The organism is Vibrio sp. Vb0349, from assembly GCF_033338975.1.
In genome coordinates this window covers 39,934-55,972 of the sequence record NZ_JAWOTS010000018.1, presented here as the reverse complement: position 1 = coordinate 55,972, position 16,039 = coordinate 39,934, and the positions used below count along the sequence as shown (strand labels likewise).

Annotated in this window: 20 protein-coding genes; 11 read left to right on the top strand and 9 right to left on the bottom strand. The window is 45.2% G+C overall.

The window, feature by feature from the left end:
* Positions 1–59: 59 nt before the first annotated feature.
* From R7Q47_RS17415 to mlaF, 8 genes are all read right to left on the bottom strand, one after another.
* The gene (locus R7Q47_RS17415; protein ID WP_005381088.1) at positions 60–785 is read right to left on the bottom strand and encodes a 1-acylglycerol-3-phosphate O-acyltransferase; all 726 of its coding nucleotides are present in this window, start codon (positions 783–785) and stop codon (positions 60–62) included.
* 155 nt (positions 786–940) lie between these two features.
* The gene (gene murA, locus R7Q47_RS17410) at positions 941–2,197 is read right to left on the bottom strand and encodes a UDP-N-acetylglucosamine 1-carboxyvinyltransferase (RefSeq protein WP_005388419.1); all 1,257 of its coding nucleotides are present in this window, start codon (positions 2,195–2,197) and stop codon (positions 941–943) included.
* 9 nt (positions 2,198–2,206) lie between these two features.
* Positions 2,207–2,461 carry a BolA family iron metabolism protein IbaG gene (gene ibaG / locus R7Q47_RS17405; protein WP_005381092.1) on the bottom strand — a complete coding sequence of 85 codons (255 nt, stop codon included), beginning with the start codon at positions 2,459–2,461 and terminating at the stop codon, positions 2,207–2,209.
* Between the two features lie 3 nt (positions 2,462–2,464).
* Positions 2,465–2,785 (bottom strand): lipid asymmetry maintenance protein MlaB, encoded by a 321-nt coding sequence (locus tag R7Q47_RS17400; RefSeq protein WP_005381093.1) that lies wholly within the window; start codon positions 2,783–2,785, stop codon positions 2,465–2,467.
* Entirely contained in the window at positions 2,785–3,423 is a 639-nt protein-coding gene (gene mlaC, locus R7Q47_RS17395; RefSeq protein ID WP_248487086.1) for a phospholipid-binding protein MlaC, read from the bottom strand. Before mlaC ends, R7Q47_RS17400 begins: the two co-directional genes overlap by 1 nt.
* A 2-nt stretch (positions 3,424–3,425) precedes the next feature.
* Entirely contained in the window at positions 3,426–3,914 is a 489-nt protein-coding gene (gene mlaD, locus R7Q47_RS17390) for an outer membrane lipid asymmetry maintenance protein MlaD (protein ID WP_005381099.1), read from the bottom strand.
* Between the two features lie 2 nt (positions 3,915–3,916).
* Positions 3,917–4,708 (bottom strand): lipid asymmetry maintenance ABC transporter permease subunit MlaE, encoded by a 792-nt coding sequence (gene mlaE, locus R7Q47_RS17385; protein ID WP_005381100.1) that lies wholly within the window; start codon positions 4,706–4,708, stop codon positions 3,917–3,919.
* Positions 4,698–5,501, bottom strand: coding sequence for a phospholipid ABC transporter ATP-binding protein MlaF (gene mlaF, locus R7Q47_RS17380; RefSeq protein ID WP_005388422.1), 804 nt, complete (start codon positions 5,499–5,501; stop codon positions 4,698–4,700). The genes mlaE and mlaF overlap by 11 nt, the downstream gene beginning before the upstream one ends.
* 374 nt (positions 5,502–5,875) lie before the next feature.
* Between mlaF and R7Q47_RS17375 the strand changes: the two genes are divergently transcribed.
* The 11 genes from R7Q47_RS17375 to mgtE all read left to right on the top strand — a co-directional run bounded on the left by R7Q47_RS17375 (position 5,876) and on the right by mgtE (position 14,638).
* The gene (locus tag R7Q47_RS17375) at positions 5,876–6,841 is read left to right on the top strand and encodes a calcium/sodium antiporter (RefSeq protein WP_005381102.1); all 966 of its coding nucleotides are present in this window, start codon (positions 5,876–5,878) and stop codon (positions 6,839–6,841) included.
* Positions 6,842–6,870: 29 nt separating this feature from the next.
* Positions 6,871–7,842 carry an arabinose-5-phosphate isomerase KdsD gene (kdsD, locus tag R7Q47_RS17370; protein WP_005381104.1) on the top strand — a complete coding sequence of 324 codons (972 nt, stop codon included), beginning with the start codon at positions 6,871–6,873 and terminating at the stop codon, positions 7,840–7,842.
* Between the two features lie 86 nt (positions 7,843–7,928).
* Positions 7,929–8,492 (top strand): LPS export ABC transporter periplasmic protein LptC, encoded by a 564-nt coding sequence (gene lptC, locus R7Q47_RS17365; protein WP_005381106.1) that lies wholly within the window; start codon positions 7,929–7,931, stop codon positions 8,490–8,492.
* The gene (gene lptA, locus R7Q47_RS17360; RefSeq protein WP_005381109.1) at positions 8,473–8,967 is read left to right on the top strand and encodes a lipopolysaccharide transport periplasmic protein LptA; all 495 of its coding nucleotides are present in this window, start codon (positions 8,473–8,475) and stop codon (positions 8,965–8,967) included. The genes lptC and lptA overlap by 20 nt, the downstream gene beginning before the upstream one ends.
* 1 nt (position 8,968) lies before the next feature.
* Positions 8,969–9,694, top strand: coding sequence for an LPS export ABC transporter ATP-binding protein (lptB, locus tag R7Q47_RS17355; protein WP_005381111.1), 726 nt, complete (start codon positions 8,969–8,971; stop codon positions 9,692–9,694).
* 50 nt (positions 9,695–9,744) lie between these two features.
* Positions 9,745–11,214 (top strand): RNA polymerase factor sigma-54, encoded by a 1,470-nt coding sequence (locus tag R7Q47_RS17350; RefSeq protein WP_005381112.1) that lies wholly within the window; start codon positions 9,745–9,747, stop codon positions 11,212–11,214.
* 24 nt (positions 11,215–11,238) lie between these two features.
* Positions 11,239–11,526 (top strand): ribosome hibernation promoting factor, encoded by a 288-nt coding sequence (gene hpf / locus R7Q47_RS17345; protein WP_005381114.1) that lies wholly within the window; start codon positions 11,239–11,241, stop codon positions 11,524–11,526.
* Positions 11,527–11,528: 2 nt separating this feature from the next.
* On the top strand, positions 11,529–11,975 hold the full coding sequence (ptsN, locus tag R7Q47_RS17340; protein ID WP_005381116.1) for a PTS IIA-like nitrogen regulatory protein PtsN: 447 nt from the start codon (positions 11,529–11,531) through the stop codon (positions 11,973–11,975).
* Between the two features lie 14 nt (positions 11,976–11,989).
* The gene (rapZ, locus tag R7Q47_RS17335) at positions 11,990–12,853 is read left to right on the top strand and encodes an RNase adapter RapZ (RefSeq protein ID WP_005381118.1); all 864 of its coding nucleotides are present in this window, start codon (positions 11,990–11,992) and stop codon (positions 12,851–12,853) included.
* A 2-nt stretch (positions 12,854–12,855) separates the two neighbouring features.
* Complete coding sequence (locus tag R7Q47_RS17330) at positions 12,856–13,131, top strand: HPr family phosphocarrier protein (RefSeq protein ID WP_005381120.1); 276 nt, start codon at positions 12,856–12,858, stop codon at positions 13,129–13,131.
* A 148-nt stretch (positions 13,132–13,279) separates the two neighbouring features.
* Positions 13,280–14,638 (top strand): magnesium transporter, encoded by a 1,359-nt coding sequence (gene mgtE, locus R7Q47_RS17325; RefSeq protein ID WP_005381121.1) that lies wholly within the window; start codon positions 13,280–13,282, stop codon positions 14,636–14,638.
* A 56-nt stretch (positions 14,639–14,694) separates the two neighbouring features.
* On the opposite strand, the gene pmbA is transcribed toward mgtE, so the two are convergent.
* Complete coding sequence (gene pmbA / locus R7Q47_RS17320) at positions 14,695–16,038, bottom strand: metalloprotease PmbA (RefSeq protein WP_017821304.1); 1,344 nt, start codon at positions 16,036–16,038, stop codon at positions 14,695–14,697.
* Position 16,039 lies beyond the last annotated feature (1 nt).

Below are 16,039 nucleotides of genomic sequence, written 5' to 3'. Positions count from 1 at the left end.
ACGGGTAGCTCAGGCTACCCGTTTTTTATTGTCTTTTCGTGATGATATCGCAGTAAAACTTAAGCAGCATTACGCTGTTTGACTTCTTCATCTAACGATTCAAGCTTCTCTTTCATCTGTTCACGACAGATATTCGCTAACTCGCGAATGCCCTCTTTACCATAGCCTTCAGTGCTGATTGGAGGTAGCATTTCAACAATCACATGACCATTGTTCCAACGGTTCAGCTTAATTTTATTCGTCGAGCTACATACGATAGGAATGATTGGCACACCTGCTCCAATTGCCGCATGAAAAGCACCTGTTTTGAATGGCAGCAAACCACGCCCACGAGAACGCGTGCCTTCTGGGAACATCCACACCGAAACATCACTTTCTTTCATGCTGCTCACGACCTGATCGATAGTACCTTTTGCTTTAGAGCGATTCGCTCGGTCAATCAGAATGTTACCCGTAAGCCAGTAAAGCTGACCAAACAGTGGCATCCAAGCCAAGCTCTTTTTACCTACTGTCACAACTTTCGGAGTCACAGCCGCAGAAACAGTAAACATGTCCCAGTTGTTCTGGTGGTTAGCAATGTAAACATGTTGGCCGCGTGAATACGCATCTTCAGGGATACGCAACTCTAACTTAATCCCAAACACACGAGACATCTTGGCAAACAAACGGCCAAAAGTGAAAACGTGCTTAGGGTTTCTAGGGCTTAATAGGCAGTAACCACAACCACCAATAAACATAACAATCGCAAAGATAGCGACAGCAAATACACGTAACAGTGCAATCATTCTTGTTCTCCAGGAACCGGCTTTTGCCAGATACAGCTATTAATATCTCTCTTTCCATAAAGGGAAAATATGGTCATGAGAGTGATATAAAAAAGCCGAAACTCAGGTTTCGGCTCTCTTGATATCCAAGTTACCTGCGGTGCAGTTTAACTTGCCTAGCTCACTCGCTCAATATTTGCGCCAAGTGCAGCCAGTTTATTTTCGATTTTGTCGTAACCACGGTCGATATGGTAAATACGATCAACGACGGTTTCGCCTTTAGCAATGCAACCTGCAATAACCAAACTAGCCGAAGCTCGTAGATCGGTTGCCATCACTTGCGCACCGCTGAGTGACTCAACATCACCACAGATAACCGTATTGCCTTCGATCTCAGCTTTAGCGCCCATACGCATGAGTTCTGGTACGTGCATAAAGCGGTTTTCAAAGATAGTCTCAGTGATTACGCCGCCACCTTTCGCCATCATGTTCAGTAGCGTAAATTGAGCTTGCATATCCGTCGGGAAACCAGGATGTGGCGCAGTACGTACACTTACCGCTTTTAGCTCGCGGTCGGTCATATCAACGGAGATCCAATCTTCACCCGTTTCGACAAGCGCGCCAGCTTCTTCCAGCTTGGCGAGAACCGCTTCAAGCAAATGAGCATTAGTGTTGCGACATACCACTTTACCGCCAGATACTGCTGCTGCGACAAGGAATGTTCCCGTCTCAATACGGTCAGCAACCACGTTGTGTTTACAACCGCCTAGGCGCTCAACACCTTCAATCGTAATGGTATCTGTGCCAGCGCCAGAGATTTTTGCGCCAAGCTTATTTAGGAAATCAGCGGTATCGACGATTTCAGGCTCACGCGCAGCGTTATCTAGTGTTGTTGTGCCTTCCGCCAGCGCTGCGGCACACATGATGGTGATCGTCGCGCCTACGCTGACTTTATCCATCACGATGTGCGCGCCTTTTAGACGACCATCCACTTCTGCTTTCACATAACCATCTTCTAATGTAATGGTTGCGCCAAGCTGCTCTAAACCAGAAATATGCAGATCCACAGGACGAGCGCCAATAGCACAACCGCCTGGTAAAGAAACCTGACCTTGACCAAAGCGCGCCACCAAAGGACCCAAAGCCCAAATAGAAGCACGCATGGTTTTCACCAAATCATAAGGCGCGCAGTATTCTGTAATACTGCTTGGATCAACATGAACAGAGCCATTGCGGCTTACTTTCGCGCCTAAACGCTTAAGCAATTCCATGGTTGTATCGATATCACGAAGGTGTGGTACGTTTGCCACTTCTACTGGCTCTTCCGCCAAGATAGACGCAAATAAAATCGGCAGTGCTGCGTTTTTTGCACCTGAAATGGTCACTTCACCAACTAGTGGTTTATCTGACCCAATAACTCGAAACTTTTCCATCAATAAACCTTAAAGCGACATCAATTTCTTATCACGAGCCCACTCTTCTGGTGTGAACGCTTTGATTGATAATGCGTGAATGTCGTTACGCTGGATGTATTCCATCAGAGGAGCATAAATTAGCTGCTGCTTCTTAACGCGGCTCATTCCATCGAAACAAGCATCAACAGCAACCACTTCATAGTGGCTACCTTCACCTTTCACATGCACTTCTTGAAGGTTTAGTGCTTCTTCTAATAACTGTTGTACTTTTGCGCTATCCACAATTTACCCCTGATAATTCTGTATGTGTTTGGCCACTAAAGATTCAACATTGCTCAGTTGAAACAAAGTGCGCAGTTGCGCCGGCACGAAACTGAGCATTATATGACAGTTTTGCTTTTTTGCATGCTCTAATAAGTGGATTAACATCACCATTCCTGCAGAGTCGACGCGCTCTATCTCTTTTAGCGAGCATTCCAGCTCCGATTGAGCAGGTTGCCATTGCTGTGCATACGCCCACAATGAAGGCACTGTATCTCTATCAAGTGCCCCTGTTAGCTTAAGAATGTTTTGATCCAATTGCCACTGAGCGGGAGTCTGGGCCATTATTTCTTCGCCTCGAAGCGGATCGGTTCTGCGGCCAATTTTTCTAGGTCTTTAGCAACAGATAGAATGCCTTCTTGACGAATTTTACTGTTCCATTCGGATTGTTTACTAGAAAGCAAACTAATGCCCTCTGCAATCATATCGAATGCTTCCCACTCACCAGACTGGTTGTCTTTACGCAGTTTAAACTCAAGTTTGATGTTTGGACGCGGAGTATCGATGATATCAACTTTAATGCTTGTAATACGCTTAGAGTCATCAATGCTAGGCTCAGGACCAAACTCAATTTTTTGGTCAGAGTATTGCGTCAACACTTGTGCATAAGACGCAATCAGGTACGCACGAAATGCATCGATAAACTCAAGTACATCTTCACGCTTAGCACCTTTTAAGTTTGGACCAAGAAGTTTTAACCCTGCATAGCGGTAGTTGACGTAAGGCATTAGCTCTTCTTCAACGATCACTTTAAGTAAATTTGGATCTTGTTTGATTTTCGGCTGTTCGGCTTTCAATCTTTCGAACGTGACTTCAGCTACCTGCTTCATCATCTTATAAGGTTCAGTTTTATCCACCTCTGCTGCTATTGCTCCAAAGACGCTAAACACAGCACAAACTGAAAGTAGTAATCTCGCTAACATAGTTATTCCTTACTTGAGTCGTCTGAACCACCTACGCTGTATAGTACTTGACCAATTAAGTCTTCAAGCACAAGCGCCGATTTGGTGTCTTCGATGGTATCACCATCCACCAGCATGACTTCATCATCAAAAACGAAGCCAGGTACTAAACCAATGTATTGCTCACCAATCAGGCCAGATGTCAAAATTTGTACGCTCGACGTTTCTGGGAACTGATTGTATTTGCTATTGATAGATAGTGTTACAACTGGCAATAAGTTGTCTGGGTTAAGCGAAATACTACTTACTCGACCAATCACAACGCCCCCCACTTTTACGGGAGAACGAACTTTTAAACTGCCAATATTATCGAACTCGGCTTTGAGGGTATAAGTATCACCAGAGCCAATGCTTTTTACGTCAGCAACTTGAAAAATCATCACAAGAATCGCGCAAATTCCCGCTAATACAAAGCTGCCAACCCATAATTCAGTTTTACGTGTTTGTTGCATGATTAATTCCCAAACATCAATGCGGTCAGTACAAAGTCTAATCCTAGTACTGCTAAAGAAGAATGCACAACAGTGCGCGTAGTTGCTCGGCTGATCCCTTCCGATGTTGGAATAGCATCATAACCGTTAAATAGAGCGACCCAAGTAACCGTAATTGCAAACGCAAAACATTTGATCATACTGTTACCAATGTCTTGCCCTAGCTCAACAGAGGACTGCATCGCTGACCAAAAACTGCCGTGATCAACGCCTTTCCAGTCAACACCAACAAGCTGAGCGCCCCAAATTCCCACAGCCATGAAAATCATAGCCAGTAAAGGCATTGAGATAACCCCAGCCCAAAACCGTGGTGCAATCACTCGTTTCAATGGGTCTACCGCCATCATTTCAAGGCTAGACAGTTGTTCCGTTGCTTTCATTAGACCTATCTCTGCGGTTAACGCAGAACCGGCACGACCAGCAAACAAAAGTGCAGTAACAACGGGTCCTAATTCACGGAGTAACGAAAGCGCTACCATTTGCCCCAAACTGCCTTCTGCGCCGTAATCCACCAACACAACATAGCCTTGTAGACTCAAAACCATTCCAATGAACAGACCAGATACGACGATGATCGCCAGCGACTGAACACCAACAGAATAAAGTTGCTTAACAAGCAGAGGAAAGCTTCTGATCGGTTGTGGCTTAGAAAATAGCGCCCCAATCAACATGAAAGTCGCACGACCAAATGCTCCGCAAATAGAAAGCGTGCGTCGACCCAGCGAGGCGACAAAGTGAATGAAGTTATCGACCATCAAATAAGTCCTTTTCGATACTTTGAGAAGGGAAACGAAACGGTACAGGACCGTCGGCATCACCTTGTAAGAACTGCTGGACACGAGGATCAGAGTTTTGAGTCAGCTCTTCTGGCGTACCATAGGCGATGATTTTTCCATCGGCCATCAGGTATACCCAGTCAGCAATACTCATGACTTCAGGTACGTCGTGAGAAACCACAATAGAGGTCAAACCTAACGCTTGGTTTAGATTGCTAATTAGCTCAACCAAAACGCCCATAGTGATTGGGTCTTGCCCCACAAACGGCTCATCGTACATGATCAGGTCAGGATCAAGTGCGATTGCACGAGCCAAAGCAGCGCGTCTTGCCATACCACCTGAAAGCTCACTCGGCATTAATTGCGCCGCGCCGCGTAGACCGACAGCTTCGAGCTTGAGTAACACCATGGTGCGAATCAAATCTTCCGATAAATCGGTATGCTCTCTCAATGGAAAGGCGACATTATCAAAAACATTCAAATCAGTGAATAAAGCCCCTGACTGGAACAACATGCTCATTTTCTTTCGAGCATGGTAGAGTTTTTTACGCGAGAGAGAGGGAATATTGTCGCCATCAAACCAGATCTCTCCTTGCTCGGGATACAACTGACCACCAATCAAACGCAGCAGTGTTGTTTTACCAATTCCCGATGGTCCCATAATGGCCGTCACTTTGCCTTCAGGAACATGCAGATCAATATCATCAAAGATCATGCGTTCTCCCCGTGAAAAAGTGAGGTTGTTCACGGTGACTAAATCGTTGTTCGACATATCATCTCTTCTACTGTAGGAGCGTTGCAACTCACGGAATCATCAAGCAGATACTCATCGGAGTTGAATTCTACGTTTAATAAAGTAACGTCGGTACATTTATTAGGCTGCAATCATAAGCACATTGGCGTTGAATTTAAAGCACTGTTCAATTAAATAAAGTCGAGTATATCCCTGCAATTTCTCATGGTTTATGACCTAATTAGCACGAAGTGTTTAAATCCTAGACCAGAATTGCTCATTTAAATGAGTGAGATTTACATACATTTTCGTTACTAACCTTTAATTTATTCTTCGTTTATCTTCCATTTTAGGCCGCAAAAGGTCAAAATTAGCGGTTATTCATTTTACTTATTTAATACTTAGGAATTCTCATGCTCGAAGCCGTTGCGTTGCTTATAGTCGGTCTTGTTTTGCTTGTTTGGAGTGCAGATAAACTTGTTTTTGGCTCTGCAGCGATAGCCCGCAACGTCGGTATTTCCCCGCTTGTCATCGGCATGACAATCCTTGCGATGGGCTCATCCGCCCCTGAGATGATGGTATCTGCAACCGCCGCTTGGGATGGCAAAACAGATACAGCGGTGGGTAACGTATTAGGCTCAAACATAGCGAACATTGCGTTAATCCTAGGTATTACAGCGCTGATCAAGCCTTTGTCGATTAGCTCCGCCGTCATCCGCCGAGAACTTCCACTCATGATAGCCGTAACCGTACTCGCTGGTATTCTGCTTTGGAATAGCCATCTCGGTTTTTATGAGGGTGTCTTATTGTTTGTACTCTTTGGGGCATTTTTATTTGCTATGTTGCAAATCAGCCGCAAAGAGCAAAAATCAGGTGATGTTTTTCTTGATGACCAAGAGTCAGAGATCCCTGAAGGCGTCAGTAACCCTAAAGCAATCATGTGGGTGGTTATTGGCTTGATACTGCTTCCTTTGGCAGCCAGCATGCTGGTTGATAACGCGGTAATTATTGCTAAACACTTTGGTATGAGCGACCTTGTTATCGGTCTAACTATTATCGCCATTGGCACTAGCCTGCCTGAACTGGCCGCATCACTTGCGGGAGTTTTAAAGGGTGAAGACGACATGGCTGTCGGTAACATTATCGGTTCGAATGTGTTTAACATTCTGGCGGTAATGGGGATTCCTGGCATCATTAATCCATCGGTGCTCAGTGAGTACGCGATGGGACGTGACTTCTGGGTCATGTTAGGCGTTTCATTGTTACTTGTCGCGATGTGTTTGGGTAAATCACGCAGTATTAACCGTATTGAAGGTGCCATCTTGTTTGTGTGCTTCTTAGGTTACCAAGTGTACTTATTCGCAAACATGACCGCTTAATTACCACGATCAATAAGTAGAGATCTGATATGTCCAATCAATTTGATTTTCGCGCTGCTGCTAAACAAGTTCTTGATATCGAAGTTGCTGCTCTGCAAGAGCTAGATACCTACTTTGATGATCAATTTGAAAAAGCGTGTGAACTTATCCTTTCCAACAACGGCAAAGTTGTCGTTATGGGTATTGGCAAATCAGGCCATATTGGTAACAAGATTGCCGCCACTCTGGCAAGCACTGGGACTTCGGCGTTTTTCGTTCATCCAGGCGAAGCCGCACATGGTGACTTGGGTATGATTAGCCCTGGTGACATTGTGCTGGCAATTTCTAACTCTGGTGAATCAAACGAAATTCTATCTCTATTTCCAGTATTAAAGCGCCTGAATATTAAGATAATCAGCATGACAGGTAAGCCAGAATCAAATATGGCCAAGCTGTCTGACTTACACCTGCAAATTACGGTACCTCAAGAAGCTTGTCCGTTAGGCCTGGCGCCGACTAGCAGTACGACTGCCACATTGGTAATGGGAGATGCATTAGCCGTAGCTCTGCTTCAAGCTCGTGGTTTTTCTGCCGAAGATTTTGCCCTGTCTCACCCAGGTGGTGCACTGGGGAGAAAACTGCTACTTAAGTTGTCTGATATTATGCACTTTGGAGAAGCGTTACCTAAAGTTTCTCCTGACGCATTAATTCGCGATGCCCTGCTTGAAATTTCAGAAAAGGGGTTAGGCATGACAGCCATCGTCGATGAGCACGATGCTATGCTTGGTATATTCACCGATGGTGATTTACGTCGTACCTTAGACAAGCGTATCGATATTCATACGACGGCAATTGGCGAGGTCATGACGACAAACCCAACCACAGCACACCCTGATATGCTGGCGGTTGAAGGTTTGAACTTGATGCAGAATAAAAACATTAACGCTCTGATTTTATGTAAAGACGAAAAAATTGTGGGTGCACTGAACATGCACGATTTACTAAAAGCTGGCGTGATGTAATATCAGCACAAACATTTAAATCATTTATTAGACGAATAAAGGCAATGGTCAGGGAAGTACTGAGCTAAACGATAGGCCTTCATTATATGAGTTTTACTCGCCTTATTTATTTGCTCTTGATCTTCGTTGTAGCGTGGTGCGGTTATTACCTACTAACCCCTAAAGGCAACGACGCAATTCAAGTAGCACCAGATTCTGAACTGCCCATGTTCAGTGGTTCTGGATTAGAAAACATCACCTACGGTGAAGATGGTGTCCGCAGTTACATCATTCGCTCCACTAACTTAGACCATTATGCTAAGAGTGGAGATACTATTTTTAATAACCCGACTTTGATGGTTTACCGTGAAGGTAGCGTCATTGAATGGAAGGTGACTGCCACAAGAGCAGTGTTAGATGAAGACCAAGTTTTGACTTTATATGACAAAGTCTTAATGCAAAATCTTCTGCCTGGTGCGAGTTTTGATACCATGGCAACAGACAAACTGGTCATTAATCTAACCAATCGTGATTTTAAAGCTGACCAACAAGTGATGTTGGTTGGACCACAATTTGAAACTACTGGAGGCGCAATGCAAGGCAACTTAAAACAGCATACTGCGACTCTGACAGATGAAGTTCAAGGTCGATATGAAACCGTTACACCTTAGCCTACTGGCACTGGTATTGGCGGCGCCTCAAGCGCTGGCACTCAAGTCGGATACTCAACAGCCGGTTTACATAAACTCTGACACCCAACAGGTTGATATGAAGAGTAACCAGGTTGTTTTTGAAGGCGATGTATCTCTTAAGCAAGGGAGCATCAATATCGATGCTGATAGAATCGTGGTAACTCGCGATCCTAAAACCGAAGCAATTAAACAGATTCAAGCATTTGGTAAACCTGCGAAGTTTTCTCAGCTGATGGACGATGGTAAAACACTTAGTGGTCAAGCTACGGAGTTGGATTACCGTATTTCTACAGACGAACTGACCATGAAAGGTCAAGCGCAGCTGGCACAAGACAACAACACCATCAAAGGTTCTTCGATTCGTTACCAAATTGGTAAACAAAAGCTAGTCGCAGATAGCTCTAAGGAAGAGCGCGTTACGACCATTTTGCAACCCAATCAGATAGAGAACTAATATGGCAGTACTGAGTGCGAAAAACTTGGCGAAAAGCTACAAAAAACGCAAAGTCGTCACTGATGTTAGCTTAGAAGTTGAATCTGGTCAGATTGTTGGGCTACTCGGTCCAAACGGTGCGGGTAAAACCACCTCGTTTTACATGATTGTCGGCTTAGTACCTCGTGATGAGGGCACCATTACCATTGACGACAATGACATCAGTATTTTACCGATGCATAGCCGTTCACGCCTTGGCATTGGCTATCTTCCGCAAGAAGCGTCGATTTTCCGTAAGCTTTCAGTAGAAGATAACATCATGGCCGTACTTGAAACTCGTCAAGAAATGACGAGGGAAGAGCGCCAAGATAAACTGGAAGATTTGTTGGAAGAATTCCACATCCAGCACATCAGAACCAGTGCTGGTATGGCACTATCAGGGGGTGAGCGACGCAGGGTGGAAATCGCTCGAGCTTTAGCGGCCAACCCTCAGTTCATTTTATTGGATGAACCTTTCGCTGGTGTTGACCCAATTTCGGTTAATGACATCAAGAAAATCATTGAGCATCTGCGCGATCGTGGTCTCGGAGTGTTAATCACTGACCATAATGTACGTGAAACACTGGACGTATGTGAAAAAGCCTATATCGTGAGCCAAGGGCACCTAATTGCATCGGGAACTCCGGCAGAAGTTCTCAATAATGAACAGGTGAAACAAGTTTATCTCGGAGAACAATTCCGTCTATGATTATATTAGGAACGGTAAGATTCTGAGCATTACAAGGTAAGTAACACTGAATGAAACCTTCATTACAACTCAAGCTAGGTCAGCAGTTAGCCATGACGCCACAGTTGCAGCAAGCGATTCGCTTATTGCAATTGTCGACACTCGATCTTCAACAAGAAATCCAAGAAGCGTTGGACTCAAACCCATTATTGGAAGTTGAAGAAGGCCAAGACGAGCCTCTAGCAAACGGTGAAGATAAGTCAGCGGTCGAGGCTGCTGATAGCAACAGTGCTAGCGAACCAACAGAAATTGACGTTCCAGATAGCTCCGATGTGATAGAGAAATCAGAAATTAGCTCTGAACTTGAAATCGACACGACTTGGGATGACGTCTACAGCGCGAATACTGGTAGCACTGGCTTAGCTCTTGATGATGATATGCCCGTCTACCAAGGCGAAACCACTGAATCATTACATGATTACCTCATGTGGCAGCTTGACCTAACACCATTCAGTGAAACCGACCGCACGATTGCATTAGCGATTATTGACGCTGTTGACGACTACGGCTATTTAACTTTGTCGCCTGAAGAGATTCATGAGAGCTTCGATAATGAAGAGATAGAGTTAGACGAAGTAGAAGCCGTTCGTAAACGCATTCAACAATTCGATCCTCTTGGCGTTGCATCGCGTAACTTACAAGAATGTTTGTTACTGCAACTGACGACCTTCCCAGAAGACACGCCGTGGCTTGCTGAAGCCAAAATGATACTTGCGGATCACATTGATCACCTAGGCAACCGAGACTACAAGCTCGTCATCAAAGAGACTAAGCTGAAAGAAGCCGATCTTCGTGAAGTCTTAAAGCTTATCCAACAGTTAGATCCTCGTCCAGGTAGTCGCATCACTCCTGATGATACCGAGTACGTAATCCCAGACGTATCCGTTTTTAAAGACAATGGCAAATGGACCGTTTCTATAAACCCGGATAGCGTGCCAAAATTAAAAGTAAATCAACAATATGCTCAATTAGGCAAAGGTAATAGCGCGGATAGCCAGTACATCCGCAGCAATTTGCAAGAGGCAAAATGGTTAATTAAGAGCTTAGAGAGTAGAAACGAGACGCTACTCAAAGTTGCAAGATGTATTGTTGAACATCAACAAGATTTCTTCGAGTATGGTGAGGAAGCCATGAAGCCAATGGTGCTCAATGATGTCGCTTTGGCTGTGGACATGCATGAATCCACGATTTCTCGTGTAACAACGCAAAAATTTATGCATACACCACGTGGTATTTTTGAATTGAAGTACTTCTTCTCTAGCCATGTTAGTACTGACAACGGCGGAGAATGTTCGTCAACAGCAATTCGTGCACTCATTAAAAAACTGGTCGCAGCAGAGAATACTGCCAAACCACTGAGTGATAGCAAGATTGCTGCTCTTCTGGCTGACCAAGGGATTCAGGTCGCAAGACGTACGATAGCCAAATATCGCGAATCCTTGGGAATTGCCCCTTCAAGTCAGCGTAAACGCCTATTATAAGGCACTAACTGAAAAGGAAAGTCTATGCAAATCAATATTCAAGGCCATCACGTTGATCTTACCGATTCAATGCAAGACTATGTAAATTCTAAGTTTCAGAAGCTCGAAAGGTTCTTCGACCACATCAATCAAGTGCATGTTGTACTAAAAGTTGAAAAAATTACTCAAATCGCGGAAGCTACGCTTCACATAAATCAAGGCGAAATCCACGCATCAGCCGATGACGAAAATATGTATGCCGCGATCGATTCGCTGGTAGATAAATTGGTTCGCCAACTTAATAAGCACAAAGAAAAACTAAACAGTCATTAATCATGCAACTGAGCGAAATACTGTCATTGGACTGCACCAAAAGTGCGGTCCACTGCACGAGTAAAAAACGCGCCCTTGAAATGATCAGCCGTATCGTGGCTGATCAAACGGGCCAAGATTCTACCGAGCTGTTCGAATGCATGCTCAATAGAGAAAAAATGGGCAGTACCGGTATCGGAAACGGTATTGCGATCCCTCACGCGAGAATGCAATCAAGCGACAAGGCCATTGCTGTCTTACTGCAATGTGATGAAGCAATCGAATTTGATGCGATTGACAATCGACCTGTCGATCTTCTTTTTGCGCTCCTTGTACCAGAAGAACAGTGCAAAGAGCACCTCAAGACTCTATCCTCTATGGCAGAACGTCTGAGCGATAAGCAAGTATTAAAACTACTGCGTAATGCTCAGAGTGATGAAGAACTTTACGACATCATGATTCACCAATAAGCAGGACTAACTCCATGCGACTAATCGTTGTTAGCGGGCACTCAGGTGCCGGTAAAAGTATTGCGCTTCGTGTACTGGAAGACTTAGGTTACTACTGTGTTGATAACCTACCAGTTAACTTGCTGGACGCATTTGTTCATTCTGTTGCTGACAGCAAACAGAATGTTGCAGTCAGCATTGATATTCGCAATATTCCTAAAAAGCTAAAAGAACTGACGAGTACACTAGAACAGTTAAAAACTGAGCTTGATGTGACCGTGCTTTTCTTGGACGCCAATAAAGAAACGCTACTCAAACGCTACAGCGAAACACGCCGAATTCACCCGTTATCTTTAGGTGGCACCTCCCTCTCGCTCGATCAAGCCATCGAGCGTGAGAAACAAATTTTGACGCCACTCAAAGCGCATGCAGATCTGGTCCTAAATAGTAGTGGGCAGTCTTTGCATGAATTGAGTGAAACCGTGCGTATGCGCGTTGAAGGCAGAGATCGCAAAGGGCTCGTTATGGTATTTGAGTCTTTTGGTTTTAAATACGGCCTGCCTTCCGATGCCGATTACGTATTCGACGTTCGCTTCTTACCTAACCCACATTGGGAACCAGCGCTACGCCCGCTTACAGGTCTGGATGCTCCTATCGCCGCATTTTTAGAGCAACACCAATCGGTGTTAAGTTTGAAATATCAAATTGAAAGCTTTATAGAGAATTGGTTACCTCTGCTTGAGAAAAACAACCGCAGCTACCTGACCGTTGCAATCGGTTGTACTGGTGGTAAGCACCGCTCGGTGTACTTAACTCAGCAAATCGGTGAATACTTCGCCAACAAAGGACACCAAGTACAAATTCGCCATACCTCACTAGAGAAAAACGCTAAGGAGTAGCCGTGGAGTTAAGTCGTAAAGTATTGATTCAAAACCGCCTTGGCTTACATGCTCGTGCAGCAGTCAAACTGGTCGAACTGGCACAGAGCTTTGAAGCGGTCATCACCATCGACAATGAAGAAGACAAAACCGCCACAGCAGACAGCGTAATGGGCCTGTTAATGCTAGAGTCCGCTCAAGGACAATACGTCACGATCCACGCAACGGGTGGGCAAGCGGAAGAAGCACTGGATGCCGTTTGCCACTTGATCGAAGATAAATTTGATGAAGGCGAGTAGTTTACTCGCTTTTTTCTTACCTCCCATTATCTTTCTCTTCCCTGACCTAATAAATAAATTTGCTTAGTATCATAAGTTGTTATTAAAAGGCGCCTAGAATTAAGTTATTATTCAACGCATTGTAAATATCAGGAATTGGGAGGAATGAATGGCAGAGCAAATTGAATTCGACCAAGCTCACCAAGCCCTCCAAGAAGTCACAGAAGCGCTAGAAAATGGTCGCTTCGTCCATGTTCGTCGTCAATTACAGGACATGGAACCTGAGGATATCGCTCACCTTTTAGAAGCCTCCCCACGGAAGAGCCGTGAAGTTCTTTGGCAACTCACCGACCCTGAAGATTATGGTGAAATCCTTGACGAGCTGAACGAAGATGTCAAAGACAGCCTCGTATCCAAAATGGCACCAGAAGCGCTTGCAGAAGCGACAGAAGGCATGGATACCGATGACGTGGCTTACGTACTGCGTAGCTTGCCTGACAACCTGTCACGCGAAGTCCTGTCGCAAATGGACTCCTCTGACCGTCTACGGGTCGAAACCGCCCTATCCTACCCAGAAGACACTGCGGGTGGACTGATGAACACCGACGTCATCACAATTCGTGGTGACGTCGATGTGGACGTAGTTTTGCGTTATCTACGTATGAAAGGCGAGCTTCCAGAAGCTACGGATGCCCTGTATGTGATCGATGAAGAGAGTAAGCTCATCGGTGAACTGCCGATCACGACGCTTATTACCACTCAGCCAGACGTAAAAATCATTGATGTAATGGAAGACGCGGACGAGGCCATCACCGTCGATACTAGCGACTCAGATGTTGCGAGTCTGTTCGAACGCCGTAATTGGGTATCTGCACCTGTTGTTGATGAAAACTTGCATTTGGTCGGTCGTATCACCATCGATGACGTGGTTGACGTTATTCGTGAAGACGCGGAACACTCGATGATGAGTATGGCGGGTATGGACGATGACGAAGATACTTTCGCGCCTGTTGTAAAATCAGCTCGCAAACGCAGTATCTGGCTTGGCGCTAACGTATTAGCCGCCCTTGCTGCTGCTTCCGTTTCTAATATGTTTGAGGCCACATTAGATCAAATGGCGGCCATTGCAGTATTGATGACGATTGTTCCGTCCATGGGTGGTGTCGCTGGTAACCAAACCGTCGCACTAGTGATTCGTGGTCTTGCTCTTGGTCATATCGGTGACTCAAACAAACGCGAACTGTTAATGAAAGAAGCTTCGATCGGCTTACTCAACGGTATCATGTGGGCGCTGATTATTGGTGGTATTGTTGTTGCTTGGAAAGGTAACTGGATGCTCGGAGGAATCATTTCCGCCGCCATGCTGACCAACTTATTGGTCGCAGGTATTGCAGGAGTAACGATTCCAATCCTATTGAAAAAAATGAACATCGATCCTGCTTTAGCTGGTGGTATGGCATTAACAACGGTGACGGATGTGATTGGTTTATCTGTCTTCTTAGGGCTTGCCACAATACTGATTACCTAACAGAAAAAGCCTGATGAACACATCAGGCTTTTTTGATTCTGAATTGCTAGAAAAGCTTATTCACCCGCCACTTTCATGGTATCCAGTAGGATAGAGCCCGTTTGGATTTGTGAGCGCGTTTCAATATCACTACCAACCGCCACAATCTTGGTGAACATGTCTTTTAGATTACCTGCGATGGTAATTTCTGATACTGGGTATTGGATTTCGCCATTCTCAACCCAGAAGCCTGCGGCACCGCGAGAGTAATCCCCCGTTACCACGTTCACACCTTGTCCCATGACTTCTGTCACTAGAAGACCAGTACCGAGCTCTTTAAGCATTTGTTCGAAGTTTTGGCCTGTCGACTTCACGTACCAGTTATGAATCCCACCAGCGTGACCTGTCGGCGTCATCTTCATTTTACGTGCGGCATAACTGGTTAACAGATAAGTTGCTAGTACACCGTCGGTAATGATTTCACGGTCTTGAGTGTACACACCTTCACTATCGAATGGACTTGATGCCAAACCACGCAATACATGCGGACGTTCTGAGATATTGAACCATTCAGGAAGCACTTGTTTGCCTAGATGGTCAAGTAAGAAAGAAGATTTTCGGTACAGGTTACCACCGCTAATCGCCATAACGAGATGGCCAATCAAGCCTGTCGCAACATCAGCCGCAAACATGATTGGGTATTGACCAGTTTTTAGACGCTGCGCATCTAAGCGGTTAACCGTATTCTCTGCCGCCTTACGACCCACCGTTTCTGGGGTCCATAAGTCATCACGATGACGTGCCACAGTGTAGCTGTAATCACGTTCCATCTCGCCGTTTTGACCAACGCCAATTACACAACAGCTAGTACTATGGCGGCTAGATGCATAACTAGCTAATAAGCCATGGCTATTGCCATACACTTTCACGCCATAATGACTATCATAACTCGCGCCATCACTTTGCTTGATTGCACTATTATAATTTAGCGCCTCTTTTTCTGCTGCAATCGCCACATTGGCAGCATAGTCTGGATCGGGTGCGTCTGGGTGGAAAAGATCAAGCTCAGGGATCTCTTGCACCATGTATTCTTTTGCTGCAGGGCCTGCAAATGGGTCTTCAGATGTGTAATGTGCAATATCTAGCGCCGCTATAACGGTTTGCTCGATTGCAGCTTCACTTAAATCAGACGTGGAAGCACTGCCTTTGCGTTGACCTCGGTAAACGGTAATGCCCAGCGCACCATCGCTGTTGAACTCGACATTTTCTACTTCACCCATACGAGTTGAAACACTTAAACCAGTGCTTTTAGTAATTGCGACTTCGGCGGCGTCAGATTTTGCCGATGCAAGCTTTAAGGCTCTTGCGACGGCTTGCTCTAGCTCGGTACGTTGCTCAGCAACCTGCTGTTTAATATCCATT